Here is a 24,715-nt window from a genome sequence, read left to right as displayed (position 1 = left end):
CGGTTGGTGAGTGGCCGCCGGTTGATGGCGGACTGCCCTTCTAACCTACGACGATTCGGGCGGGATCTGTGCCGCGGAAGCTACTTGACAAGGGGTGTGTCTCGGCGTTCACTGATCGAACCGATGTTCGACTGTCGGTGGTCGCTCCTACCGTGCACCACAGAGAGGAGGGACGATGAGCGCCAGAACGAACGAGGCCGCTGGGCTGGATGCAAGGAGCAAGCTGGACGCGGTGAGCAAGCTGGATGCTGCGCGCCGCGTGCTCGCCGCCGCCGAGGCCGGTGTGGGTGTGCGCACCCGGTTGGACCGATCGGTGACCGCGGCAGCGGTATCGCAGAGAGCAACCTCAGCGACGGCCCCACGGATGACCCCAGGGGTGACCTCGGCGATGCCCATCGCAGTGACGGCCCCGGCGGCGGACGTTTCCCGCACATCGTCCGATGCCGCTGCTGGTCTCGACCCCGAGCGGGCGTTCGACGTTCCCGCCGTGCTGGCTCCGCTGTTCCCTGCCGGGTTGCGCCGGGGGAGCGCCGTCCAGGTGATCGGTGGTACCTCGGTGCTGCTCTCGTTGGCTGCCTCCGCCGTAGCAGGCGGGGCATGGTGCTCGATCGTGGATCTTCCCGATCTCGGCCTCGCCGCCGCCGCTGAGTTGGGAATTCCTCTGGAACGCACCGTCGTGGTGCCAAGGACCGGCCCGGACGCCGCCGCAGTGCTCGGGGCGGTGGTGGACGGGGTGGACGTGGTGATCCTTGGGCAGACGGCGGCGCTCGCGGACCGGGAACGTCGCACGATCGCCGCGCGGGTACGAGTGCGTGAGGTCGTCCTGCTGACCACCTCGCCCTGGCCAGGGGCCGATGTGCTGCTCGAGGTGGTTCCCCGCCAGTGGCACGGGATCGGTCAGGGCAGCGGAGTGATCCAGGCCGGGGAGCTGGCGATCACCGCCCACCATCGGCGGGTGGGCAGGTCGATCACGGTGCACGCGATGCTTGGCGCTCGCGGGTGGGGGCCGGCGCCGGAGGGTGCGGAGCCTGCCGGGGCTGGGGCCAGGCTAACGGCCGGAGCAGGTGCGGCAGAAGCTCCAGGAGCAGGTCCAGCAGTTGGCACAGCAGCGGCGCGACTCACACGCGCGGGCGCCGTGGATCTGCAGTGGCGTGAACTCGATTCGGCCGTGACGACCGCGGCGGGGAGTCCGTACGGCGGCGGAGTCGACGTGCCGAACAACGGTCCGGATGGTGCCACCGGTGTGGTCGCACGCGATGACCTGATGCGAGCGGGGTGAGTGTGATGAGTGCAGCAGTTCCCGAATCTCGGCCGGCGATACCGCAGCGCAGTGTGCAGAATGAGGCGGCCACGCGCCTAGCTGTGCTCTGGGTGCCGGACTGGCCAGTCGCGGCGGCGGTGATCGAAGGCGTGGTGAGCGCGCACGAGCCGGTGGCGATCCACGATGCACGGGGGATCGTCGCCGCCTCGGCACGGGCCCGCGCCGAGGGAGTACGGCGCGGAATGCGGCGCCGCAGCGCCCAGGCGCTCTGCCCTGAACTCATCCTCGTGCCGATCGATGAGGGGCGGGATGTGCGCGCGTTCGAGCCGGTGGTGCAGGCCGTGGAGGAGGAGGTGCCGCAGGTCCAGGTGACACGCCCTGGCATGGTTGTGCTCGCGGCTGGGGGGCCGAGCCGCTATCTCGGTTCCGAGGAGGCAGTGGCCGAGGCACTGATCGACGCCGCGGCCGATGCCGGTGCCGAAGCTCAGGTGGGGATCGCCGACGGTCAGCTTGCTGCGTTGCTCGCGGCTAGGGAGTCCGTGATCGTCTCGCCGGGGCGCTCCGCAGCATTCCTCACTGATCGGGATATCCGTGATCTCGTCCACGTCACCACGACTCGGCAAGCACGGGCAGAGATGACCGAGTTCACCGGAGTGCTGCGCCGGTTGGGGATATTCACCCTCGGCGGTCTGGCCGCGATGCGCTCGGGGCAGGTAGCCTCCCGGTTCGGCTCGCTGGGCGATCGGGCGCGCCGGTTGGCCCTCGGGTTGGATGGTGCACCGCCCTCGGGGCGCCGGGGGGAACCGGAACTGACCAGTGCTGCCGAGTTGGACCCGCCCGCGGGGCGGATGGACACGGCGGCGTTCGCCGCCCGGCGCCTTGCTGAGGATCTGCAGGGGCGGATGATGCGCCGCGGGGTGCTGTGCGGGCGGCTGCGGGTGCGGGTGCGTACCGAGGATGGCGCAGAGCTGGTGCGTACCTGGCGGATCGAGGGTGCGCTCACCGCTGCCGAGCTGACGGACCGGGTGCGCTGGCAGCTCGACGGGTGGCTCAGTGGCCGCAGCGGCCGGGCACCGAGTGCGGCACTGACCCATCTGGAGATCACGGCGGAAGAGGTCAGCCCCGCCGCCACTGTCGCTGAAGGTTTGTGGGGGCGAGTCGGGCGGGGGGAACGGCAGGCGGGCAGAGCTGCGCTGCGAGTGCAGGGGATGCTCGGCGAGGACGGTGTGCTGGCGCCGGTGCTGGAAGGTGGTCGCGCCCCACGGGACCGGGTGCGCCTGGTGGCCTGGGGGGACGAGGTGAGTCCGCTGCGTGACCCGAACGCACCGTGGCCGGGCCAGATCCCCAGGCCGCTGCCGGCCACAGTGCCTGCCCAACCGATCCCTGCGCGGGTGCTGGACGCCGCGGGGGAGCCGGTGCACGTCGACGCCCGAGGTACCTTGTCCGGCCGCCCGGCCCGGGTGGAGGTGGCTATTCCCGAGGTGCCCGGCCGGTTCACCGTCTCCCGGTGGGCCGGACCGTGGCCGGTGCACGAGCGATGGTGGACGGGAGGTCGCCCGCGGCACTACCTGCAGGTGGTCGGTGAGCGCGGGTCCGCCCTGCTGCTTGCCGGAGACGGAGAGCAGTGGTGGGCTGAAGGGATCTACGACTGATGGCGCATGCGTACGATCGCGTCCATGCCTGTCGTTGCGTACCCGATCGTGCGTCTGCAGATCCAGACTGCACCCATGAAGCCGGGGCGGCCCCCGCTGCGGGTCTATTCCCCGCAGGTATTGCAGCAGGTGGACCGGCTCCGACTGACTCCTCGCGGCGGGTACGGCGAGTGGCGGGATCACACCGGCGCCCGCTCAACGATGGACGTCCACCACGGCGACCATCCGTTGAGCCGGGACCCGAAGGCAACCGCCGGCATCACAGTGATGGGTACCGGTGACTACCTGGCGTTGCGCGAGCGCTACGGCGCTCACCTGGTGGATGGCGTGGCCGGAGAATCGATTCTGGTGGACGCCTCCGCGGGACTTGCCGGACTGGCTTTCCCTGAGGAGTTCACGATCTCCACTGTGCGTGGACCGCTTCGGTTCGCGGGCGGGCGAGTGGCTGATCCCTGTGTGGAGTTCTCCCGATTCTGCGCCGGTGAGAACTCGTCCGCTTCGGCGAGCGTTGCGGTCACCCGCGCGAAGGCGGAGCTGGGCGGAGGGGCACGCGGCTACCGGGCGAGGGCACTGACCGACGGAACGGTCGCCGTCGGCGATCTTCTGCTGCTCGATCTGCCCAGGGTCGAACACTGACTCGATCAACACTGACTCGATCTGCCCTGAGCAGATCTGCCCTCGGGCGTACCCGCCCCGCGGTCACGGCCGAGCTGAGCATGGTGGAACTCCACGAGGAATGGAGCTCCCATGAACGAGACACTGCCGCTGACCGAGCGGCTCGCCGATCAACTCATGCAGCAACGCGTGATCGTCATTTCCGAGGAGGTCGATGATCCGCTTGCCGCCCGGGTGTGCAGCCAACTCATGTTGCTCTCCGCTCAGGATCCGGCCGCGGACATCGCCCTGTTCATCCACTCACCTGGCGGATCGGTACCGGCCGGACTGGCCATGTACGACACGATGCGGCTCATCCCCAACGATGTGATCACCCTCGGGATGGGGCTGGCCGCGAGCATGGGTCAGGTGCTGCTCTGCGCCGGTACTCCAGGTAAGCGTTACGCCCTCCCGCACGCCCGCATCCTCATGCATCAGGGGTCGGCCGGGTTGCAGGGCACCGCCGTGGACATCGCCATCCAGGCCGAGAACCTCGAGCACACCAAGACCACCATGCTGGCGCTGATCGCCGAACACACCGGGCAACCCGTGGAACGCATCGAACGCGACTCCGACCGGGACCGCTGGTTCACCGCCGAACAAGCCCAGGAGTACGGGTTCGTCGACGAGATCGTCACGTCGATGGCGCAGGTGATCCCGGGGCGTCGCCGGGCCGGGTTGGGGGCGCAGCGATGAGTACGTGGAGCCACCGCGCAGGGATGCCGAGGAACGAGGTGTACCGCAGTGGGGCACCGCAGTACTCAGACCAGAGGATACAGATGAGCCAGTACACGATTCCCAGCGTGATTGAACGCACCAGCAGCGGTGAACGCGCCGCCGATGTGTATTCCCGGTTGCTCGGTGACCGCATCGTCTTCCTCGGCACCGAGATCGACGATGGGGTTGCCAACACCGTCATTGCCCAGCTGATCCACCTCGAATCGGCCGATCCCGGTGGGGAGATCAACCTCTACATCAACTCTCCAGGTGGGTCGGTGACAGCGATGCTTGCCATCTACGACACCATGCGGTTCGTCCGTGCCCCGATCGCGACGATCTGCGTGGGGCAGGCGGCCTCCAGCGCCGCCGTGCTGCTCGCAGCAGGGGAGCCCGGACGACGGGGAGTGCTCCCGCACGCCCGGGTGCTGCTGCACCCGCCGTCGATGGGTGGGCGCGGGGCAATCCCGGACCTGCAGATCCAGGCGGCCGAGATCGCCCGGCTCCGCCAGGAGGTGGACGAGGTGCTGTCCATGCACACCGGGCAGAGTGTGGCGGTGCTTCAGGAGGACACTGCCAGGGATCGGATCTTCACCAGTGAGCAGGCGGTGGCCTACGGCCTGGTTGATGAGGTGGTGGCGAGCAGGAAGGACGTGCGGACTGCCTGACCGTCGCTTTGTGTGGTGCGGACCGGTCAGGGGTGGTGTGCTGGGGCTTCGTTCAAGGCGGCGCGCACGTCGTCGGCAGTCACCTCGGCCGGGGAGCCGATCATCCGCGAGGTGGGGACTCCCGGATCGGCGGTGTGGGAGTTGATGAACCAGACGTTCAGACCGGCCCCGTGCGCGCTCATGGCACCGGACGAGGAGTCCTCGAAGGCGATACTTCGTGCCGGGTCGATGCCGAGCCGGGTGATCGCGGTCAGGTAGGGCTCCGGGTGCGGTTTCGGAGAGGTGACGTCGTCCGCGCTCACCAGGACCTGGAGAGATCCCGCCGGAGCGGCCTCGGCGAGTAGTCGTGCATTCACACCGGCGTTGTTGGTGACCAGGCCACAGGGGACACCGGCCGCGGCGAGCCGGGTGAGGAGTTCGTAGGCGCCGGGCAGCCACGGCATGTCCGCACGCATCATCTCGGAGACGAACGAGACGGCGTGGTCGATGATCTGCTCGATGCTGCCTGGAACTCCGCGTGCGCTCAGAATCTGTGCCCATCGTTCCATCGGCCGGCCGATGGAGGCCTCGAAATCTGCCTGCGTCCATTCGGTGCCGTTGTTCTCGGCCAGTGCCTTCTGGGCGGCCTGCCAGTGCGGTTCGGTATCGACGAGGGTGCCGTCCATGTCGAACAGGACGCCGGCGGGAAGTGGGAGGGTCACGGTGTCACGGTACTGGTGGCCCTGCTGATGGCGTGCCCTCCGGGGGAGTCGCACCGGTGCGGTTGGTCACATCGAACTGGTGCGGACGTGCTCGTGGTGGCGGAGGAATGAGGAGTGAGATCTCCACAGGGGGAGTGCCGTGGAAGGTGGTTCTATGGCACTCTCGTGGGCATGATTCGTCGGGGAACGAGTGGGGCGATGGCGCGGCGCGCTGGGGTGCTGGCGTTGGGCATGGGGTTGATGCTGGGGGCGTGTACGCCTTCGGATGAGGAGCCGTCGCCGACGGCGGAGCCCACCTCTGAGAGTGCACCGTCGAGTGACGAGGTGACGGACGAGCCAACGGATGAGCGTCCGGAGGTGGATCCGCCGCAGCGGCCTGCCGAGATGGAAGAGGAGACCGTTGACGGGGCGATTGCGGCGGCGTCGTACTTCGTGGAGCTCTATCCGTACGTGTACTCCAGTGGGGATGTGACGGAGTGGGACGCGCTCAGTGATGAGGGATGTGAGTTTTGCTCGAACGTCCGATCGTCGGTGTCAGAGCTGCACGACAGCGGTGGATACTCCCTCGGAGGTGAGACGGAGATTTATGCAACCGAGGGTGGAGGACCATACGACGAAGGTGTCTTCGATGTAGAACTCGGGGTGCATTTCGCTGCGTCGGAATGGGTCCATGCCGATGGCACGCGTACCTCTTATGAGGAAGGTGACAAGCCTGCATTCAGCCTCTCAATGGCCTGGCGAGGCGGAGGGTGGACAGTGCTCGGAGTGTTAGTGGATGGCGATCAGGCATGATCTACCAAGCAATTGCTATCGTTGTGATCGCTCCGATGGCTGCTGCGCCTCTTGCACCAGACCGCGACGACTCCGCACCATCGATGGTGGTTGAAGGAGATGCTGCGCCCGGTGGATACCAGTTGAACGCTCGGCAGTCACGCGAGGTGGAAAACGAAGTCCGGGACGTCATTCCGGAACTGGAAGGAAGTGGACCTTACGACTTCTTCGTGCCCGCCGATGATGTAGGCGTGTCGATGACTCCGGACGGTCCTGATGGATTGTGCATGGTGACGGATGCGACGGCCCCGGTGGCGGAGCTTTTGCCATGCGACGACCGTGCCACTCCCGATGATGAGGAAGAGTCGGAAGACGTTGAGGATGCGCCGGAGGACGATGAGCCGGTCATCATCACGGTGACTGAGTCGGATTTTGCCGAGTTGCCGATCGTTCCAGGTGAGGTGCGGATACAGCCAGAGGATCAGTCGTGGACGCTGGTGAATATCGACACGATTGCGTTCACGTCGGGCGATCAGCAGGTGCTCTCGACCCAGGTGCTCGGGTTTCCAGTGGCGGTGCGGGCGACGCCAGTGGAGTTTGTGTGGGATTTCGGGAACGGGTCCGAGCCGTTGGTGACGACAGATCCGGGGGCGCGGTGGCCTGATCACACGGTGTCGTATGTGTATACGCGGCCGGTGGATGAGGTGTCAGTATCTCTGACCACCACGTGGGTGGGGGAGTTTCAGGTGAATGGGCAGGGTCCGTGGATCCCGATTGCGGGTACTGCGCAAACGGTCAGTGAGTCTGACTCGTTCAGTGTTGAAGAGGTGAGTACCCGGCTGGTGCCTGGTCCTCGAGCCGACCGCGACTGAGCCGCCACCGATCGACTCGTCAACACACCGTCACGCGAGTACGGGCGGCCACGATGTCCATCGTGCGGACAGCACCTGTCACCTCGGTGGAGGAGTAGACGACGTTGAGCCCGTGGCGTCGGTCCGAGCGATGTTCGGCGTTCCTTGCTCTCGGACGGCGCGGTGCTTAGGCGGCACGCAGTTGCGGTGTGGCGCTCCCGAGTGTGTGCGAGGCGCGTGTGGTGAGGGTGGCGAGCTCGAGGCCGAGTGACTCGGCCGCCGCCGCGAGGATCTCCGAGGAGGCCTCTTTGCGGCCACGTTCCACCTCGGAGAGGTATTGCGGGGAGATCCCGGCGGAATGAGCGACGTCGGTCAGATGCCGTTCCTGTCGGTGACGCTCGCAGCGAAGCTCGTGCCCGACTGCCTCGCGCCAGAGCAGCGGTCGTGGTGACGTGTCTGTCGCGCGCGAGGTGGGACGACTCGCCGTAGCGGGATCACCTGCAGTGGCGGGACGATCTGAAGTAGCGGGACGACCTGCAGTGGCGGGGCTGCCCTCTGGGGTGAGACCGTGCCCCGGATTGGGGTGGCCCTGTGTGAGGGGTTGGTCCGTGCGGACATGGGAGGCGCGCGCTGTGCGCCGGTTGCCGGGGAACTGCAGAAGGTCGCCCATGAAGAGATCGTAGGTCCGGTCAGTGCTTGAGCGGTGAAATGTTCGTCCGAGGCGAACGTTGTGCACATCCGGTGGCCGATGTCAGTGGCATGAACTATCCTAGAACACATGTTCGAGGATGGACTGTCGTCAGGCGATCCTGAGCCCGTGGTGCGGGCCAGGACCGCAGACGCGTGTCCGGCGGGTGTGGCGGCGATCGCTCTCCCACGAATCACTGCGTCGTCCTCGAATGTGTCACCGAGGGGTGACACTGCGGTTCAGGCGATCACCGCATGGCGGGAATCATTGGGCGAGGTCGGTAGGAGCAGTGAACCCAGCGCTGAGGTTGACGCAGCCGTCACCCACGTCACTCACGCCGCCCACCCCGCCCCTGCCACCTATGCCGCCCCCACCCACGTCACCCACGCCGCCCCTGCCACCCATGCCACCTATGCCGCCCACCCCACCCACTCTGGTGCCGCTGCTCCTCTCGTGGTCGGCAGCGATCTCGCGGAAGCGGACTGCGCCGAGCTGCTCCGTGAACTGGAGGAGCTCAACGCCGCGGTCGCTGCAGCACAGGCTCGTCTCGCCGTCCATCTTGACCGCATGGCACGGATCCGGCAGGAAAGAGCAGGACTGTCCGCGCAGCGGCGCGGCGTAGGAGTCGCGGCACAAGTGGGCTTGGCACGGAGAGTCTCGCCCACACGAGGTGCCCAGTTGCTCGGAATGGCGAAAGCACTGGTGAATGAGATGCCGCACACGCACGCGGCGCTCACTCGGGGCCAGTTGAGCGAGTGGCGAGCGACCCTGCTGGTCCGGGAGAGTGCCTGCCTGACTCGGGAGGATCGAGCGACATTCGACGAGCAGATTTGCGCCGACCCGGACCGGTTCGAGGGGTGGGGCGATCGCCGGTTGGTCGCCGAGTCGCGTCGGCTCACCGCCCGGCTGGACGCGGCTGCATTGGCCCGCCGGGCCCGGACCGCTGAGTCGGAGCGGCGGGTCACCATCCGTCCGGCACCCGACACGATGGCCGTGCTCACCGCACCATTGCCAGTTGCCCAGGGCGTTGCGGTGTACGCCGAGTTGGGGCGTGCCGCCGATACCGCCCGGGCCACCGGCGACTCACGTACCCGCGGTCAGATCATGGCCGACACGCTCGTGGAGCGGGTGACGGGTCAGAGCACGGCACAAGGCCCCCCGATTGAGATCCAGCTGGTGATGACGGATCGGGCTGTATTCGATGGTGATGATGAACCGGTCCTGGTGCCCGAACATGGCCGTGTGCCCGCCCCATGGGCTCGTGAGTTGGTCCGTGCGGCATTGAACGATTCGCGCTCGGCAGGATCCGGCTCGCCGGAGGGGAACTCGACCGGTGTCTGGATGCGTCGCCTGTTCACCGACCCGAGCGGTCGTCAGTTGATCGCCATGGAATCCCGTGCACGACGGGCTCCGGCGGGTTTGGCCCGGTTCATCCGGGTCCGAGACGGAACGTGCCGGACACCGTGGTGCGACGCACCGATCCGGCACACCGACCACGTGGTCGCGTACGCCATGGGCGGCCCGACCGCGGCCGAGAACCTCCAAGGGCTGTGTGAAGCCTGCAACTACGCCAAACAGGCGCCCGGGTGGCGCGGCGACGTGGAGGAGATGCCGACAGCGACAGGGAGCACAGAACGAGTCCCAGAGAGCGTCGGAGAGGGCGTCGCAGAGAGCGTCGGAGAGTGGGCGAGTACAGAGAAGCAGATCCTCACGACCACCCCGACCGGTCACCGCTACCGATCCCGGGCGCCAGATCTGCCTGGAGTGCCCGCACCGCGATCCACAGTGAGAGGCCTGGAGCAGGCGATGGCTGATCTGATCAGGGCCGATCGTGATGGCGCAGATCAGATGAGATCTGACCTGACTGGTCTTGATGCGACTGTTCTGGTCCCGAACTGCCCCTGGGTTCGCCGGAGCGTTCGCATTGGCCGCACTGCGTCGGCCGGCTCTTTCGACCTGCTCGTCCCGGCCGCGTAGCGAGGTGGCGCATGTCTGCCCGCGCGCCCGGTTACGCCGAACTGCACGCTCACTCGGCGTTCAGCTTCCTCGATGGTGCCAATCAGCCTGAGGAGATGGTGATCGAAGCCGCCCGGCTGGGGCTTTCCGCGATCGGGATCACCGATCACAACGGTCTCTATGGCGTGGTCCGCTTCTCCGAGGCTGCCCGTGCCGCAGAGATCCCTGCGCTCTATGGCGCCGAACTGAGCTTGGACGCTCCGGTGCGCCCCACCGGTATGCCCGACCCGGACGGTACCCACCTGCTCGTGCTCGCCCGCGGCACGGAAGGCTACCGGCGCCTCTCCCGCTCCATCGGAACCGCCCATCTGGCCAGCGGTCGCAAGGGGGAAGCCATCTATCGCCTGCCAGAACTCGCCGATATGGCCGGCGGCAACTGGCTCGTGCTCACCGGGTGCCGCAAGGGGGCCGTCCGGCGAGCCCTCGAACCCGAACCTGGGCGGTTCGACCCCGATGCCGCGCGGAGCGAACTGGACCAACTCGTGGACCTCTTCGGCGCCGAGAACGTGGCGGTGGAGATCAGCGATACCGGCGCCCCGCTCGATTCCACCCGCAATGATGCATTGGCAGAACTGGCCGGCCGAGCACGGCTCCCTCTGGTGGCCACCGGCGCAGTGCACTATGCCACGCCGGCCGATCAACAGCTCGCGCACGTACTCGCCGCGGTCCGCGCACGCTCCAGCCTGGACGAGCTCGACGGCTACCTCCCAGCAAGTTCCTCCCATCTGCGCAGCGCCACCGAGATGCTTGCCCGGCATCACCGGCACCCCCACGCCGTGGCCACCGCAGCAGCTCTCGCCGCCGAATGCGCCTTCGACCTGCGCCTGGTGGCGCCGAACCTGCCCCCGTGCCCCGTACCGGACGGGCACACCGAGGCGACCTGGTTGCGCGAGCTCACCTATCGCGGGGCACGTGAACGCTACGGCCCGCCCGAGGCCGAACAGCACGAGGGTGCCTACGCCATGATCGAACACGAACTCGAGGTGATCATCGCCCTCGATTTCCCCGGCTACTTCCTCATCGTCCACGAGATCGTGGAGTTCTGCCGCCAGGCGGGAATCCTCTGCCAGGGGCGTGGCTCGGCCGCGAACTCAGCAGTCTGTTTCGCCCTCGGCATCACCGCCGTGGACGCCGTGCGGCACCAGTTGCTGTTCGAACGGTTCCTTACCCCCGGCCGCACCGGCCCACCCGATATCGACCTCGATATCGAGTCCGGTCGTCGCGAGGAAGTCATCCAGCACGTATATGCCCGATATGGGCGCACCCACGCAGCCCAGGTGGCGAACGTGATCTCCTATCGGCCGCGCTCCGCCGTCCGCGACGCTGCTCGGGCATTCGGGTACGACACCGGTCAGCAGGACGCCTGGTCGAAATCCATCGAACAGTGGGGTTCGCTTCCCTCGAGCAATTCCGGCGGCGAGGAGACCGGTGCCATCCCGGACCACGTGATCGACGTTGCGGAGGGGATGCTCCGCCTGCCCCGGCACCTGGGGATCCACTCCGGCGGCATGGTGCTCTGCGACCGTCCCGTGATCGACGTGTGCCCCGTGGAGTGGGCGACCATGCCGGGGCGCACCGTGTTGCAGTGGGACAAAGACGACTGCGCCGACGCCGGGCTGGTGAAGTTCGATCTGCTCGGTCTGGGCATGCTGACCGCATTGCGGCTCGCGTTCACCATGATCGCCGACGAGGAAGGGATCGAACTGGGCCTGCACTCCCTTCCCCAAGACGATTCGCGCGTGTACGACCTCCTCTGCGCAGCCGACACGGTGGGCGTGTTCCAGGTGGAGTCCCGCGCCCAGATGGCCACCTTGCCCCGGCTCAAACCTCGCAGCTTCTACGACATCGTCGTCGAGGTCGCCCTGATCCGCCCCGGCCCGATCCAGGGCGACGCGGTGCACCCCTATATCAATCGCCGCAACAAACGGGAGAAGGTCACCTACCTGCATCCGCTGCTGAAACCGGCCTTGGAGAAGACTCTCGGGGTGCCGCTGTTCCAAGAACAGCTCATGCAGATCGCCGTCGATGTGGCCTCATTCACCCCGGATGAGGCCGACCAGTTACGGCGTGCGATGAGCTCCAAACGATCCGCGGAGCGGATGGAGGCCCTGCATCAACGTCTGCTGGACGGGATGGCGGCGAACGGGGTGCCTCTGGGCATCGCCGAGCAGATCTTCGACAAACTCAAAGCCTTCGCCGACTTCGGATTCCCCGAGTCCCATGCGTACTCCTTCGCCTACCTGGTTTACGCCAGCGCCTGGCTCAAGGTGCATCACCCCGAGGCGTTCTACGCCGGTCTGCTAGCCGCCCAGCCGATGGGGTTCTACTCCCCGCAGTCGTTGGTGGCCGACGCCCGCCGTCGCGGAGTACAGGTGGAACGGGCAAGCGTGGTCGCCTCGGGTGTGCAGGCGAGTATCGAGCGGACCCAGGCCGGGCGAGACGTTGAGGGAGAGGCCACGAGTGGGCCCAGGGGAGAGGCTACGAGCGGGTCCAGGGAAGAAGCCAGCGGGAAGGCCGGCCAGCACTGGGCAGAAGCGGCCGACGGCGGCCGGCCCCTCTCGTTGGCACCGCGCCCCTCATTAGCGCTGCGTCTTGGTCTGGCCCCGATCCGAGGCGTGGGAGAGAAGACCGCGCAGCGGATCGTCGCCGCCCGCGAACGTGCCCCATTCGCTGACGTGGCGGACCTGGCCCGCCGGGTGCGGTTGAGCACCGCTCAGCTCGAAGCGCTCGCGACGGCCGGTGCGCTCGCCGACCTGGCCCGCGACCGCCGTCAAGGACTTTGGCTGGCGGGTGCGCTCGCCGGGGAGAGCGGGCGGGCACACCACGGGTGGATACAAGAGCCCCTCCCGCTGACCGCCGTCGGGCTGGACGTGCCGGTACTGCCCGCGATGGACGAGGTGACCACGGCCGTGGCGGATGTGTGGGCCACCGGGATCTCGCCCTCGTCGTTTCCCACCCAGTTCCGCCGGGATGAACTGAACGAGCGGGGCGTCCTCCGGGTGAGTGAGGTGCCGGGCGCCGGTGACGGACGGCGGATCCAGGTGGCCGGAGTGGTGACCCACCGGCAGCGCCCCGGCACCGCCCGCGGGGTCACCTTCCTCTCCCTGGAGGACGAAACCGGCCTGCTGAACGTGATCTGCTCGGCCGGTCTGTGGCAGCGGTACCGCAAGGTGGCGCTCAGCAGCGCCGCCCTGGTGGTGCGCGGGGTGGTGGAACACGCCGACGACGTCACGAACCTCATGGCAGACCGGATCGAGGTGCTCAGCTTGAGGGTGCCGAGCCGGTCGCGGGACTTCCGATGACTCCGATGACTCCGGTGGCCTGTGGCGGCCCGGGAGAACTTCAGGACGGTGCGTTTGCCTCCAGGAATGCGTACACCTCGGCGTCGTCGACTCCCGGGAACCGCCCCACGGGCAGCGGAGCAAGGACCTGCGCGTGCGCGGCGGCGCTCGGCCAGGACGCGTCGCGCCAGCGGTCGATCAGCGCTTCGTCGGGTCGCCGGCAGCACGCTTCGTCCGGGCAGGTGGACACTTCCCGGCGCCGGGTCTCCCGCCCGCGGAACCACTTCGCCTCGTCGAAGGGCACTCCGACGGTGATGGAGAACTCCCCGGACTCGGTGCTGCCGGTCTGGGTGGAGCACCAGAACGTCCCGCTCGGTGTGTCGGTGTACTGGTGAAACTCCGTGGTGCGGGTACGGCGCGCGAAGGCGGCCCGGGCCGCCCAGTGCCGGCATACGTACTGCCCCTCGACTGCACCGGTGACGTCACTGGGAAGCCCCACGCGGTCGTTCTCGTACCCCTTCTCCAGGCTGCCGTCCTCGGCAACCCGCAAGAAGTGCACAGGCAGGCCCAGGTGTGCGGTGGCGAGGTTGGTGAACCGCTGTGCGGCAGCGTCGTGCGTGACCCCGAAGGCGTCCCGGAAGTCCTCGATGGCGATGTCCTTGGCGCGTTTGCGCGGTTCCAGGTGCGCCAGGGCCGCGCTGCGGGGGATGAGGCACGTCGCGGCGAAGTAGTTGATCTCCATCCGTTGGCGCAGGAAGTCGGCGTAGCTGGTGGGGCGGGTGTGCCCGAGCACGCGGTGCGCCATCGCCTGCAACGCGAGCGAACGCAACCCGTGGCCCCCTGGAATGGACGCCGGGGGAAGATAGATGCGGCCGTTCTCCAGATCCGTCACCGTGCGGGTGGAGTGCGGCAGATCGGGCACGTGGATGATCTCGAAACCCATACTGCGCGCCAGGTTGTTCACTGTGGAGTGCGTGAGCGCTCCGGAGGTGTACCCCGCCCGGCGCACCGCCTCCTCGCCGAGCTCTTCGATCTCCGGGACGTAATTGTCCCGCTCCCGCATCCAGGCACGCAGTTCGGTATTGGCCCGCCGGGCCTCCTCCGGGGTGGCCACCGCACGTGCGGCCCGCTGTTCGATCTCGGTGTGCAGACCCACAAGTTGTTCCAGCACAGGTAGCGGGAGAGTGCGGTTCGGGCGCACCGCAGGCAGGCCGAGTTGGGCGAACAGAGGTCCGCGCTGGGCGCGATCAAGGGCGATCTCGAGTTCGGCGCGACGGTCCGGTGGCGGCCCCGGGTCGAGCAGATCCGCCGTCGGCACATCGAGCGCGGTGGCGATCGCTGCGAGCAGTGTCAGGCGTGGCTCCCGGCGGCCGTTCTCGATGTGGGAGAGCTGGCTCGCGGTGGATCCGACCTCGTCGGCCAGCTGGGCGAGCGTGAACCGGCGCCTGGTGCGAGCGTGCCGGATGCGTTTGCCCAAGGTCAGGGCGTCGAGGACCGCCGCATCCGCCCGGGGCGCGGAGGACCCAGGCCGTGGCTCCACGCGATCTGCCATTGCACGACTATATGGCAACAAATGAGAAAGTTGCATGCGTTTCGTCGGTGAACTGCCGGCTGCAAGGCGACATCGTGGAGATATTGCCGTCGGAGAGGACCCTTTGTAATGACCGCCACGCTGGACACGCCCACCGCTACTACTGCACCCCAGGACACCAAGGTTTCCGGCCCCGACCTTCCTGATGCCGACGCTCGGCTGCGCACCTCCGCCGTCGGCACTCTCCCCACTCCGCCCCGGGCGCCGGGGGAGCGGCTGCCGCGCGGGCTCGACGCCGCCCACACCTTCGTGGCGAAGGTGGCCGCACTCACCGAGGCCGAGGAGGTCGTGTGGTGCGATGGCTCGCGGGAGGAGAACACTCGCCTGCTCCGGCAGATGTGCGAACGTGGCACACTCACGCCACTCAACCCGCAGTTGCGCCCGAACAGTTACCTGGCACGTTCGGACCCGCGGGACGTCGCCCGCGTGGAAGCAGCCACCTCCATCTGCTCCGAACGTGAAGAAGACGCAGGCCCCACCAACAACTGGCGCGACCCGGCGCAGATGCGCGCCACGCTGCGCGAGGTATTCGCGGGCTGTATGCGCGGGCGAACTCTCTACGTGGTGCCGTTCTCGATGGGGCCGGTCGGCGGATCCCTGTCCCAGCTCGGGATCGAACTCACCGACTCGCCCTACGTCGTCGCGAACATGCGGCTCATGACTCGAATGGGCGCTCCGGCCCTACGCGAGATCGCAGCCGGCGCAGGCTGGGTCCCCGCCGTGCACTCGGTCGGGATGCCCCTGCGCACCGACTCCGGTGCCGCGGTGCCTGATGTTGCCTGGCCGTGCAACGAGACGAAGTACATCACCCACTTCCCCGCAGACCGGGAGATCTGGTCATTCGGGTCCGGCTACGGCGGCAACGCACTGCTCGGGAAGAAGTGCTACGCGCTCCGCATCGCCTCCGCGATCGCGCGGGATGAGGGCTGGCTGGCCGAGCACATGCTGCTGATCCGGCTCACTCATGCCGACGGCCGCCGCTACCACGTGGCCGCCGCGTTCCCGTCGGCGTGCGGCAAGACGAACCTGGCGATGTTGCGCTCCGTGCTGCCGGAGTGGGAGGTCACCACCCTCGGGGACGACATCGTCTGGATGCGTCCGGGGGCGGATGGGCGGCTTTGGGCAATCAACCCGGAGGCCGGATTCTTCGGGGTCGCGCCCGGCACCGGGGAGAGCACCAACCCGACGGCGGTGCGCACCCTGACCAGGGACGTGATCTTCACGAACGTGGCCCGTACCGATGACGGCGACGTCTGGTGGGAGGGCCTGACCGAGACCGCACCGGGCCACCTGATCGACTGGCAGGGGCAGGACTGGACCCCGCAGGCAGCGGCCGAGACCGGGCGGCCCGCCGCGCACCCGAACGCCCGGTTCACGGTCTCCGCGGCGCAGTGTCCGGTGATCGACCCGGACTGGGAGACGCCCCACGGCGTGCCGGTCGACCTGATCCTCTTCGGTGGCCGCCGCGCCACGAACGTGCCCCTGGTGGCGGCCGCGCAGACGTGGCAGCAGGGCGTCTTCTACGGCGCCACCATCTCCTCCGAGCGCACGGCCGCAGCCGAAGGGACAGTGGGCGAACTACGACGTGACCCGTTCGCGATGCTGCCCTTCTGCGGATACCACATGGCCGATTACTGGGCGCACTGGCTGCGCGTCGGTGCGGGTCTGACGCAGCCGCCGGCCGTGGCGCAAGTGAACTGGTTCCGCAAAGGCAGCGACGGACGTTTCGTGTGGCCGGGCTTTGCCGACAATATCCGCGTGCTCGACTGGCTGGTGCGCCATCTGGAGGGCGAGGCGCCAGGGCGGGCGACCGCCGTCGGGACGGTTCCCGGCGAGGGTGAGCTGAACCTGGACGGCGTGGACCTGCCCACCGAAGACCTGCGTGAACTGCTGGCGGTGGAACCTGCCCCCTGGTTGGAAGAAGCCGAGCGGACCCGGGAGTACTTCGCGACCTTCGGTGCCCGGCTCCCGGATGAGATGGCCAACGAGCTGGAGGCGTTGAGCAGCCGGCTGGCCGACGGCCCGGGGGCTGAGCGAAGTGCTCAGCCCAGTTCGAGGTAGTGCTCGGCGAGGGCCGGCCAGTAGTCCGTCCACTCCGGCATCGGTGCGCCGGTGTGGGTGGCGGCGAGTCGGTCCAGGTAGTAGTCCCAACCGGGGCCGATGGAGCGCACCTCGTCCCCTTGGCGCAACAGGTGGGCGAACACCAGATGGGTGGTGCCGTCCACCTCGCACAGGTCCACCCGCAGGTGCCAGGTGCCGGCCTCGCTCGTGAACGCCACTTGGAGCCGGTGCGGTGCTTGGCAGTCAAGGATCGTGACCTGCTCGGGCTCGGCACTGTCCTCGGCGTTCATCGTGAATGTCACAGTGCTGCCCTCGCGGGAGTCACGCTGTTCGGCATCGTCGCCGGGTTTCTCGTTCCAGTCCCAGGTGCCGATCCAGGCTGCCGTGCCCGCTGAGGTGGAGAAGGAGGCCCAGACGTCGGTGATGGGAGCCTCGATGCGTCGTTCGAAGACGAGCTCCAGGCCGGCATTGTCTTCGCGGAGGTATCCGGTCGCTTCCATCGCCCCATCTTCGCTGACGGCGGCCCCACGTGCGCGCATTCGGCGTTCGGCTTTGTGGCCGGGTGAGGGCCGTGGGGAGTTCTGTCCATGTGGGCACGCCGGCTGCGAGCGTGGGCGCACTAGGGTGGCGGAGACCGATCGAGGAAAGTAGAAGACAGATGAGTCAGCTCCCGCCCCCGCAGGGCCACGCCCCCGACCCCGGTGCGGGGCCACACGGGGCGGGACAGCAGCCAGGTGGTTCATACGGCCAGCAGCAAGGGGGCGATGAGGGACAGCCTGCCGGGTACGGGCAGCAGCCGCCTCACCAGCAGCCGGCTCACCAGCAGCCCGCTCATCAGGGTTCTGAGCATGGTCAGACCACTCAGTACCACCAGCCTGGCCAGGCCAATCAGTACGGCCAGCACAGCCAGGCCAGTCAGTACGGCCAGCACAGCCAGGCAAGTCAGTACGGCCAGCCCGGCGGTGGATATCAGCAGCCACAGCCCGGCGCGTACGGACAACCGGGACAGTACGTGCCCGGCGGTCCGGTTCAGCCCGGCGCGCCGATGTCCTACCCTGCCGGCCCGCAAGGACCAGGTCTGTTCGACACGAGTTTCGCCACCTCCACGATCGGCAAGACTGCCAAGTTGGCCTTCGTCGCGGTGATCCTGCTTGCCGGAGCGCTCGCCGTCTCTGGGCTGTTCTCGGCGATCGCCCAGTTCTCCCAGCTGCGGTTCGGTGGCGCCGTCAGCGTGCTCAGCGGACTCATCGATCTGGTTGTCTACGGCGGGCTCGCCTTTGCGGTGCTCGTGCTCGGACGACTGCTGGTGGACCATGTGGTGCAATCCGCCAAGGAGCGTGAGGCGGTGGCCGCTGCCCGCGAGGCAGCCGAGCAGGAGTCCACCGACTGACCCCTCCCGTCTCCTCGTTCTCGGCAATTCTCTTCGTTCCCGGCAACGCGGAGGCGTGCGGCGCGTCCCTCGCGGGGCGGCCGTTCACCGCGGCCCTCGGCCACGGGCCGGGCTCAGTGCCGGCCCAGGATTGCATTGGCCAGCGCTTCGACCGGTTCACGTGCGGCGCGCGGGTTGTCCACCAGGGTCAGATCGATGTCGCCGAGTTCAGGCAGTCCGCTCGAGGCAGGCATGATCACCAGGTCCGAGGGCACCAGGCTCTGCGCCAGCACCGTCACGCCGAGTCCGGCTCGTACGGCGGCAAGGACGCCGTGGATCTCTCGCGTGGTGCAGGTGACCCGCCATGTCCGGCCCGCCCGTTCCAGCACGCCGGTGGCGGTATTGCGTGACGGACTTGGATTCGGGTAGGTGATCATCGGGACGATGTCCTGTGGTTCGAGCGCGGTGCTCTCCAGCCCCACCCACGCCAGCCGGTCGCGGCGGACCAACCGGCCAGTGGTCTCGTCGGGGAGTTGCTTGATGAATACCAGGTCGAGGTGCCCGGCCAGGAGCCGCCGGTGCAGTACCAGTGACTGTGCCACGGTGAGCTCCATGGTGATCCGCGGGTGCAGCTGGCGGAATTCACGCAGGATCCGGGGGAGTTGGGTGAGGGCGAGATCATCGGCCGCCCCGAACCGGAGCCGACCGCTCATCGCCGATCCGGTGAAGTAGGCGGTGGCCTGGTCGTGAGCGGCGAGGATCGTCCGGGCGAATCCGGCCATCGCCTGGCCGTTGTCAGTGAGTGAGACCGCATGGGTGTCCCGCAGCACAAGTCGACGATTGGCCGCCTTCTCCAGGCGAGCTACGTGCTGGCTCACCGTCGGCTGGCTGATGCTGAGGCGGTCTGCCGTCCGGGTGAAACTCAGCGTCTCACTCAGAGTGAGGAAGGTCCGCAACTGGGTGGGTTCGAACAATGAGCTCCTCCAGGGATCGCATCGATTCGACCATGATAAGCCCGGTTATTGCGCAACACAATGGCGCTTATAGGGTGCATGCGGTGGATTAATGACGGCGGCTCTTCGTACGGTAGAGAAGGTCGCCCGATCTGGGCGCCCGCTCTCACCCGCTTCGTCATCGAAGGACTCCTGTGCGCTCGGCGTCACCAGCCTCGACAGCCACTCCACCGACCAGCTCACCGGCCGCATCACCGACGCCCCCCACTGATGCGATTCCAGAGCCGTGCCCAGAGCCCACGGCGAGGCGCCGTCGGCCTGCCCGCATCCGGCCTGCGCGGAAAGAGTCGGGTGTGCTCGCCGCACTGCGGGTGCGGAACTACCGGTTCTACGTCGGCTCCATGGCCCTGACCAGCACCTGTGGGTGGGCCGCACGTGTGGTCCAGGACTGGTTGGTGCTCGAACTTAGCGGTTCGGCCGCGCTCGTGGGCCTCACCGTGGCCTTGCAGTTCGCGCCGATGCTGTTGTTCGGACTTTTCGGGGGAGTGCTCGCTGACCGATACGACAGGCGCAAGATCCTCAGCGTCACGCAGTCGTTGTTCGGCCTGTTCACACTGGTACTCGGGGTGCTGACCCTGCTCGGCGTGGTGGAGGTGTGGCACGTTCTGCTCGCCGCGTTCGCCGGCGGGATGACGATCGTGGTGGACAACCCGGCACGGCAGGCGTTCCTGCACGAGATCGTGGGACCGGCGCACCTACGCCGCGCGATCAGCCTCAATACCTCCGTCTTCCAGCTCGGTGCCCTGATCGGGCCGGCATTCGCTGCCGGATTGATCGCCCTGGTGGGCAATGGCTGGGCATTCATCGCCAACTCCCTCGCCTGCGGCGTGGCAGCATGGTTCATCGTCTCGATGCGGCGCTCGCAGATGTACCCGGTGCCCAAGCTCGTCCGCGCCAAGGGGCAACTGCGCGAGGGGCTGGCGCATGTGCGAGGCAGACCCGAGATCCTGTGGACCTGCGTGCTGGTCGGGTTCGTGGCCCTCACCGGGGTGAATATGGCCACGGTCCTGGCCGCCTACGCCGACGAGGTGGTGCAGATTGGTGCGAGTGGGTACGGATTGCTCACCTCCACCCTCGCTCTCGGTGCGATCACCGGGGCAATGCTGGCCGGGCGCGCCCGGCGGTTGCGGCTACGCACCCTGGTCCTGGGTGCCGCCGGGGTAGGTGTGCTCCAGCTGGTGGCGGCCGCCGTCGGGAGCCTGTGGCTGTTCATGGTGGTGTTGTACCTGATGGGTATGACCTGCCTGCTCTACCTCACCCGCAGCAACACGATGGTGCAGACGAGCGCCGATCCCGCGATGCGCGGGCGCGTGCTCTCGCTGTACGTGCTGATCAACATGGGTGCGCAGGCCGCATCCGGACTGCTGATCGGCTGGGTCGTTGAACTCGCCGGTGTCCATGCCGGACTCGCTGCCTGCGCCGCTGGGCCGTTGACCGGCGCCGTGGTGGTGGGGCTCATCCTGGCCCGCCGTGGTCACCTGCGCCCCGTGCTGCGGCGCACCCAGGTGCACGCCGGACGACTGCACGCACCTGCGGTACGACTCGACTTCGTCCCTAGCCTCACCCGCGCCGCCTGACTCAGGAGGGCGGCGGAACGGCCCCCTACTCCTCGGCCTCGGTGACGAGGTCGGCCACGGTCTTGTCCGGGCGCCACCCACGCCAGACGGGATGACGCAACCGCCCCGCCTCGGACCATTCGGCGAACGCCACCTCGGCCACCTGCTCGGGGCGCACCCAATGTGCCCCGCGGGCATCGACGGCAGGGACGTCGTCGAACGGGGCCTCGGCCACCTCCAGTGGTGCGAACCGGTCCACCCACGCGCGAGTCTCGGCATCGGTGAAGCCTGTGCCCACCCGGCCCACGTAGCGCCAGGACCCGTCCGACCGCGGCACGCCCAGCAGGAGGGCACCGATCCGGCCGGTCCGGGCCCCTTGGCCAGGCCGCCAACCGCCCACCACCACATCGAGAGTGTCGGTGTGCTTGAGTTTGATCCAGGATCGGCTGCGCTTCCCGGGAAGGTAGCGAGCGTCCGGCCGCTTCGCCAGAACGCCCTCCAGCCCCCAGTTCCGGCTGGCTGCCATTGCGGCCTCCAGATCGCCGTCGAACGCCGGCGGCACTTGCACTCGCGGCCCCGGCGTGACCAACTCCTGCAGGATCTGCCGACGGCGGTGCTGCGGTTGGTCGAGGAGCGATTCGGATTCCCGGGCGAGAGCGTCGAAGAGCATCAGGTGCACGCCCTGGCGGCGTGCTGCCGCCCGGACGTCGGCCTCCCGGCTCGCCTGCATCCGTGGCTGGAGCCGAGCGAACGAGGGGCGACCGGCCGGGTCCAGGGCCACCACCTCGCCGTCCAGGATGGCGTGGGTGGCCGTCACCGCCTCGGCCAGGTCGGCCAGCTCGGGATAGGAGAAGGTGATCTCCCGGCCGCTGCGCGCCCAGAGCCGCACCACACCATCGTCAATCTCGACCAGACATCGTTGCCCGTCCCACTTCATCTCCAGGGACCAATCCGGGCCCACATCGGCGGCGGTCCCTGCTGTGGCAAGCATCGGGGCCGGGGCGCGCACCAGACTCGCGCGGGGCGTAGCGGAGGGCTCCGGAGTTGGTCGCTGGGGTTTGGTCGGTGCTTGGCTGCCTCGGGCGCCCTTGGCTCCGGGTGGCCCCGCCATCAGATGCAGTAACCAGTGCCGCTTCTCCTCGGCCGATTCCGCTCGTGAGCCGGTGTGAATGAGTGCGAATGTGCTCGTCTGTCCCGGACCACCGGCCAGTCCGCCGTCGGGCGCTCCGGTGAGCGAGACGATGATCTCGGCACCGGCGCGCCACTTGTGCACCTCGTAGGTGCCCGTGTCCCAGATGGTCATCTGACCGGCCCCGTACTCGCCCTTGGGGATCGTGCCGGAGAAGGTCAGATACTCGATCGGATGATCTTCGGTCTGCACGGCCAGGTGCTGGCGTGCGGAGTCGGTCGGCATGCCCTTGGGGACGGCCCAGCTCACCAGGACGCCGTCGTCAGCCAGACGAAGGTCCCAGTGCAACCGGCTGGCATGGTGTTCCTGGATCACGAACACTCGCTCGCTGCCGGGTGCGGGCGCGGTCTCCGGAACCGGCTCCGGGGTGCGGCCGGGCCGGCGCATGGACCGGTACGTGGCGAGCGGGTCGGCGAACGATCCAGCGGTGCTGCCTGCATGCTCGGGCGCGGTGAAGGTGTCAGTGCCGTGAGCGCGGCGCTCCAGGCCTGCCATCGGATCATCGCTGCGGGCGATCCGCTCCAGAACCTCCGCCAGTTCCAGATGCCGGAGCCCCGGGTCATCGAGCTCTTCCCAGGTCCGGGGCACGGCGACCGTGGGCCGGTCGCGGCCGCGCAACGAATACGGGGCCACCGTCGTCTTGTTCGGGTGGTTCTGACTCCAGTCGAGAAAGACCTTCCCACCACGTTGCGCCTTGGCCATCTGCGCGGTGACGGCATCGGGATGGTCCGCCTCCAGGCTCGTGGCCAGCTCGCGGGCCAACGCCCGGATCTGCTCGGCATCGTGGACGCCGTCCAGCGCTGCATACAGGTGGATCCCCTTCGACCCACTCGTCACTGGGACGCAGTCCCAGCCCAGCCCGTCCAGCACCAGGCGGATCCATCGCGCCACCTCGGCCACCTGGGGGAGTTCGACGCCGGGTCCGGGGTCGAGGTCGAAGACGATCCGGTCCGGATTCCGCGGCGTACCGGTGGAGTCGAATCGCCATTGCGGGACGTGAATCTCTAGCGCCGCCATCTGCGCCATCCACACCAGCGTGGCCCGATCGTTCACCATCGGGTAGGTGTTGCGATGGTCGGAGTGCTGCAACTCCGCGCGGGGTACCCAGTCCGGAGTACCCGAATCGAGGTTCTTGGTGAAGAACACCTGTCCCGGATCGGCGGTGGTGCCCACCCCGTTCACCCACCTCTTGCGGGTGGCGGGCCGTCCGGCACAGTGCGGCACCATCATGGCGGCTACCTGCGAGTAGTAGCCGATCACGTCGGCCTTGGTGGTACCGGTGGCCGGGTAGAGGACCTTGTCCAGGTTGGTCAGCCGTATCCGGCGTCCGTCCACCTGGGCCATCGTCTCGGTACGGGCCATGGGCACATCGTCGCGCATCTGCCGTGCGAACGCTGCCGAATATGAGCTCCCCGCCCGTCCGCGAGTGCTCGGCATCTCGGCTATATCCCGCGATATGAGCGAGAAGTTGGGCACTCGGCGCGGGGGTCGTGTGGAAATCACGGCGCAGGACGTGTGTACTGAGGTTGTGGTGGGGGATCCACCATGGAGAGTCGGGCGGAAGGATGGAGCGACGATGCGGGCGATCTGGAAAGGGTCGGTCACCTTCGGCCTGGTCAACGTGCCCGTCTCCGTTTACAGCGCCACCGAGAGCCACGATGTGCGGCTGCACCAGGTGCACGATGCGGACGGCGGCCGGATCCGGTACCAGCGCAAGTGCGAGCAGTGCGGTGAGATCGTGCCGTACGAGCACATCGACAAGGCCTACACCGATGATGAACAGACCGTGGTGCTCAGCGAGGAGGACTTCAGCACACTTCCCGCCGAGCGCAGTCGCGAGATCGACGTGCTCGAGTTCGTCCCCTCGGAGCAGGTGGAGCCCGTGATGCTGGATTCCGCCTACTACCTTGCACCTACCTCCAACTCCACGAAGTCCTACGTGCTCTTGCGCCGGACCCTGGAAGAGTCCGATCGAACCGCGATCGTCTCCTTCACCCTCCGGCAGAAGACTCGCCTCGCCGCGCTGCGGGTACGCGGAGACGTCCTGATGCTGCAGACACTGTTGTGGGCTGACGAGATCCGCGCACCTGAGTTCGAGAGTCTCGAAACAGACGTGAAGATCAGTGCCAAGGAGTTGGAGATGTCTGCCTCCCTCGTCTCCGCCTATGAGACCGATTTCGTTCCTGACGAGCACCAGGATGACTACCAGATCCAACTCAAGGCCCTCATCAACGCCAAACTCGAGAAGGGTGAGGGCGTCGCCGTCGAGGAGACGGTCGAGGAGGAATCCGGTGAGGTCCTCGACCTCATGGAGGCGCTGCGTCGCAGTGTGGAGGCGAGCCGGACCAGCCGCGGTGGGAAGTCGGGGTCCGGTTCCGAAGGTTCTGACTCCACGGAGTCCTCCGCGGGCTCGAGCGGGAAGAAGGCGACGACGAAGAAGTCCGGGAAGAGCGGCAGTTCGAGTTCCAAGCGGGCCTCGAAAAGCGCCTGAACACCCTCGTCGCGGCGTTTCTACCCGCGCTCGATCCGGCAACAGGCGTATGATGGACAACGCTGTCCACCGTGGGGGACCCCGCGCAACCAGGCACCACACCCGAGTTGGGCTCGATGCCGGTCCGCGAGGTGTGACGCTCGGCGCGCCACCGACCACGCGACGGTCACCGCCGACGACCGAGG

General features: G+C 67.8%; 20 protein-coding genes. 13 read left to right on the top strand and 7 right to left on the bottom strand.

The features are described 5' to 3' along the window. Window positions 1–175 precede the first annotated feature (175 nt). The 5 genes from imuA' (at window position 176) to LQF10_RS10945 (ending at window position 4,952) form a co-directional block, all read left to right on the top strand. Complete coding sequence (gene imuA', locus LQF10_RS10965; protein WP_231063890.1) at window positions 176–1,279, top strand: DnaE2-dependent mutagenesis accessory factor ImuA'; 1,104 nt, start codon at window positions 176–178, stop codon at window positions 1,277–1,279. A gap of 5 nt (window positions 1,280–1,284) precedes the next feature. Beyond that, window positions 1,285–2,913, top strand: coding sequence for a DNA polymerase Y family protein (locus tag LQF10_RS10960; RefSeq protein WP_231063889.1), 1,629 nt, complete (start codon window positions 1,285–1,287; stop codon window positions 2,911–2,913). A 24-nt stretch (window positions 2,914–2,937) separates the two neighbouring features. Next, window positions 2,938–3,549, top strand: coding sequence for a hypothetical protein (locus LQF10_RS10955; protein WP_231063888.1), 612 nt, complete (start codon window positions 2,938–2,940; stop codon window positions 3,547–3,549). 111 nt (window positions 3,550–3,660) lie between these two features. Continuing rightward, the gene (locus LQF10_RS10950; RefSeq protein WP_231063887.1) at window positions 3,661–4,263 is read left to right on the top strand and encodes a ClpP family protease; all 603 of its coding nucleotides are present in this window, start codon (window positions 3,661–3,663) and stop codon (window positions 4,261–4,263) included. Window positions 4,264–4,346: 83 nt separating this feature from the next. Beyond that, on the top strand, window positions 4,347–4,952 hold the full coding sequence (locus LQF10_RS10945; RefSeq protein WP_231063886.1) for a ClpP family protease: 606 nt from the start codon (window positions 4,347–4,349) through the stop codon (window positions 4,950–4,952). Window positions 4,953–4,978: 26 nt separating this feature from the next. On the opposite strand, the gene LQF10_RS10940 is transcribed toward LQF10_RS10945, so the two are convergent. Beyond that, the gene (locus tag LQF10_RS10940; protein ID WP_231063885.1) at window positions 4,979–5,653 is read right to left on the bottom strand and encodes an HAD family hydrolase; all 675 of its coding nucleotides are present in this window, start codon (window positions 5,651–5,653) and stop codon (window positions 4,979–4,981) included. A 198-nt stretch (window positions 5,654–5,851) separates the two neighbouring features. On the opposite strand from LQF10_RS10940, the gene LQF10_RS10935 reads away from it, so the two are divergent. Then, window positions 5,852–6,445, top strand: a complete 594-nt coding sequence (locus LQF10_RS10935) for a DUF6318 family protein (RefSeq protein WP_231063884.1) — start codon at window positions 5,852–5,854, stop codon at window positions 6,443–6,445. Beyond that, window positions 6,442–7,296 carry a hypothetical protein gene (locus LQF10_RS10930; RefSeq protein WP_231063883.1) on the top strand — a complete coding sequence of 285 codons (855 nt, stop codon included), beginning with the start codon at window positions 6,442–6,444 and terminating at the stop codon, window positions 7,294–7,296. Before LQF10_RS10935 ends, LQF10_RS10930 begins: the two co-directional genes overlap by 4 nt. A gap of 166 nt (window positions 7,297–7,462) precedes the next feature. Here LQF10_RS10930 and LQF10_RS10925 read toward each other — a convergent pair whose 3' ends face one another. Then, on the bottom strand, window positions 7,463–7,945 hold the full coding sequence (locus LQF10_RS10925; RefSeq protein ID WP_231063882.1) for a helix-turn-helix domain-containing protein: 483 nt from the start codon (window positions 7,943–7,945) through the stop codon (window positions 7,463–7,465). A gap of 285 nt (window positions 7,946–8,230) precedes the next feature. On the opposite strand from LQF10_RS10925, the gene LQF10_RS10920 reads away from it, so the two are divergent. Further along, entirely contained in the window at window positions 8,231–9,940 is a 1,710-nt protein-coding gene (locus tag LQF10_RS10920; protein WP_231063881.1) for an HNH endonuclease, read from the top strand. 11 nt (window positions 9,941–9,951) lie between these two features. Further along, a complete protein-coding gene (locus LQF10_RS10915; protein ID WP_231063880.1) occupies window positions 9,952–13,281 on the top strand; it encodes an error-prone DNA polymerase in 3,330 nt (1,109 codons plus the stop codon). Between the two features lie 40 nt (window positions 13,282–13,321). Here the strand turns inward: LQF10_RS10915 and LQF10_RS10910 are convergent, their stop codons facing one another. After that, window positions 13,322–14,812 (bottom strand): helix-turn-helix transcriptional regulator, encoded by a 1,491-nt coding sequence (locus LQF10_RS10910; protein WP_231063879.1) that lies wholly within the window; start codon window positions 14,810–14,812, stop codon window positions 13,322–13,324. A 108-nt stretch (window positions 14,813–14,920) separates the two neighbouring features. On the opposite strand from LQF10_RS10910, the gene LQF10_RS10905 reads away from it, so the two are divergent. Beyond that, window positions 14,921–16,912, top strand: a complete 1,992-nt coding sequence (locus LQF10_RS10905) for a phosphoenolpyruvate carboxykinase (GTP) (protein WP_231063878.1) — start codon at window positions 14,921–14,923, stop codon at window positions 16,910–16,912. Here the strand turns inward: LQF10_RS10905 and LQF10_RS10900 are convergent. Both LQF10_RS10900 and LQF10_RS10895 read right to left on the bottom strand, forming a co-directional pair. Continuing rightward, complete coding sequence (locus LQF10_RS10900) at window positions 16,894–17,412, bottom strand: SRPBCC domain-containing protein (RefSeq protein WP_231063877.1); 519 nt, start codon at window positions 17,410–17,412, stop codon at window positions 16,894–16,896. The two genes, LQF10_RS10905 and LQF10_RS10900, sit on opposite strands and share 19 nt — an antisense overlap. A 239-nt stretch (window positions 17,413–17,651) precedes the next feature. Next, complete coding sequence (locus LQF10_RS10895) at window positions 17,652–17,912, bottom strand: hypothetical protein (protein ID WP_231063876.1); 261 nt, start codon at window positions 17,910–17,912, stop codon at window positions 17,652–17,654. A 45-nt stretch (window positions 17,913–17,957) separates the two neighbouring features. On the opposite strand from LQF10_RS10895, the gene LQF10_RS10890 reads away from it, so the two are divergent. Beyond that, complete coding sequence (locus LQF10_RS10890) at window positions 17,958–18,302, top strand: hypothetical protein (protein WP_231063875.1); 345 nt, start codon at window positions 17,958–17,960, stop codon at window positions 18,300–18,302. Window positions 18,303–18,415: 113 nt separating this feature from the next. On the opposite strand, the gene LQF10_RS10885 is transcribed toward LQF10_RS10890, so the two are convergent. Next, window positions 18,416–19,255, bottom strand: a complete 840-nt coding sequence (locus tag LQF10_RS10885; RefSeq protein ID WP_231063874.1) for a LysR substrate-binding domain-containing protein — start codon at window positions 19,253–19,255, stop codon at window positions 18,416–18,418. Window positions 19,256–19,587: 332 nt separating this feature from the next. Here LQF10_RS10885 and LQF10_RS10880 point away from each other — a divergent pair, with 332 nt between their 5' ends. Beyond that, on the top strand, window positions 19,588–20,871 hold the full coding sequence (locus LQF10_RS10880) for an MFS transporter (protein ID WP_231063873.1): 1,284 nt from the start codon (window positions 19,588–19,590) through the stop codon (window positions 20,869–20,871). Between the two features lie 25 nt (window positions 20,872–20,896). Here LQF10_RS10880 and LQF10_RS10875 read toward each other — a convergent pair whose 3' ends face one another. Beyond that, on the bottom strand, window positions 20,897–23,401 hold the full coding sequence (locus LQF10_RS10875) for an ATP-dependent DNA ligase (RefSeq protein ID WP_231063872.1): 2,505 nt from the start codon (window positions 23,399–23,401) through the stop codon (window positions 20,897–20,899). A 214-nt stretch (window positions 23,402–23,615) separates the two neighbouring features. Between LQF10_RS10875 and ku the strand changes: the two genes are divergently transcribed. Further along, entirely contained in the window at window positions 23,616–24,530 is a 915-nt protein-coding gene (gene ku / locus LQF10_RS10870; RefSeq protein WP_231063871.1) for a non-homologous end joining protein Ku, read from the top strand. The last annotated feature ends 185 nt before the right edge of the window (window positions 24,531–24,715 follow it).

This window comes from Ruania halotolerans (assembly GCF_021049285.1).
GTDB classification, from domain to species: domain Bacteria; phylum Actinomycetota; class Actinomycetes; order Actinomycetales; family Beutenbergiaceae; genus Ruania; species Ruania halotolerans.
The sequence above is the reverse complement of the archived record's forward strand: the minus strand, read 5'-3'. Positions and strand labels throughout refer to the sequence as shown.

Excerpts from the sequence above, each read along its gene's own strand:
- imuA' (WP_231063890.1), top strand. The coding sequence starts at position 176 with ATGAGCGCCAGAACGAACGAGGCCGCTGGGCTGGATGCAAGGAGCAAG.
- LQF10_RS10960 (WP_231063889.1), top strand. The coding sequence starts at position 1,285 with ATGAGTGCAGCAGTTCCCGAATCTCGGCCGGCGATACCGCAGCGCAGT.
- LQF10_RS10955 (WP_231063888.1), top strand. The coding sequence starts at position 2,938 with ATGCCTGTCGTTGCGTACCCGATCGTGCGTCTGCAGATCCAGACTGCA.
- LQF10_RS10950 (WP_231063887.1), top strand. The coding sequence starts at position 3,661 with ATGAACGAGACACTGCCGCTGACCGAGCGGCTCGCCGATCAACTCATG.
- LQF10_RS10945 (WP_231063886.1), top strand. The coding sequence starts at position 4,347 with ATGAGCCAGTACACGATTCCCAGCGTGATTGAACGCACCAGCAGCGGT.
- LQF10_RS10935 (WP_231063884.1), top strand. The coding sequence starts at position 5,852 with ATGGCGCGGCGCGCTGGGGTGCTGGCGTTGGGCATGGGGTTGATGCTG.
- LQF10_RS10930 (WP_231063883.1), top strand. The coding sequence starts at position 6,442 with ATGATCTACCAAGCAATTGCTATCGTTGTGATCGCTCCGATGGCTGCT.
- LQF10_RS10925 (WP_231063882.1), bottom strand. The coding sequence starts at position 7,945 with ATGGGCGACCTTCTGCAGTTCCCCGGCAACCGGCGCACAGCGCGCGCC.
- LQF10_RS10915 (WP_231063880.1), top strand. The coding sequence starts at position 9,952 with ATGTCTGCCCGCGCGCCCGGTTACGCCGAACTGCACGCTCACTCGGCG.
- LQF10_RS10910 (WP_231063879.1), bottom strand. The coding sequence starts at position 14,812 with ATGGCAGATCGCGTGGAGCCACGGCCTGGGTCCTCCGCGCCCCGGGCG.
- LQF10_RS10905 (WP_231063878.1), top strand. The coding sequence starts at position 14,921 with ATGACCGCCACGCTGGACACGCCCACCGCTACTACTGCACCCCAGGAC.
- LQF10_RS10900 (WP_231063877.1), bottom strand. The coding sequence starts at position 17,412 with ATGGAAGCGACCGGATACCTCCGCGAAGACAATGCCGGCCTGGAGCTC.
- LQF10_RS10890 (WP_231063875.1), top strand. The coding sequence starts at position 17,958 with ATGTCCTACCCTGCCGGCCCGCAAGGACCAGGTCTGTTCGACACGAGT.
- LQF10_RS10875 (WP_231063872.1), bottom strand. The coding sequence starts at position 23,401 with ATGGCCCGTACCGAGACGATGGCCCAGGTGGACGGACGCCGGATACGG.
- ku (WP_231063871.1), top strand. The coding sequence starts at position 23,616 with ATGCGGGCGATCTGGAAAGGGTCGGTCACCTTCGGCCTGGTCAACGTG.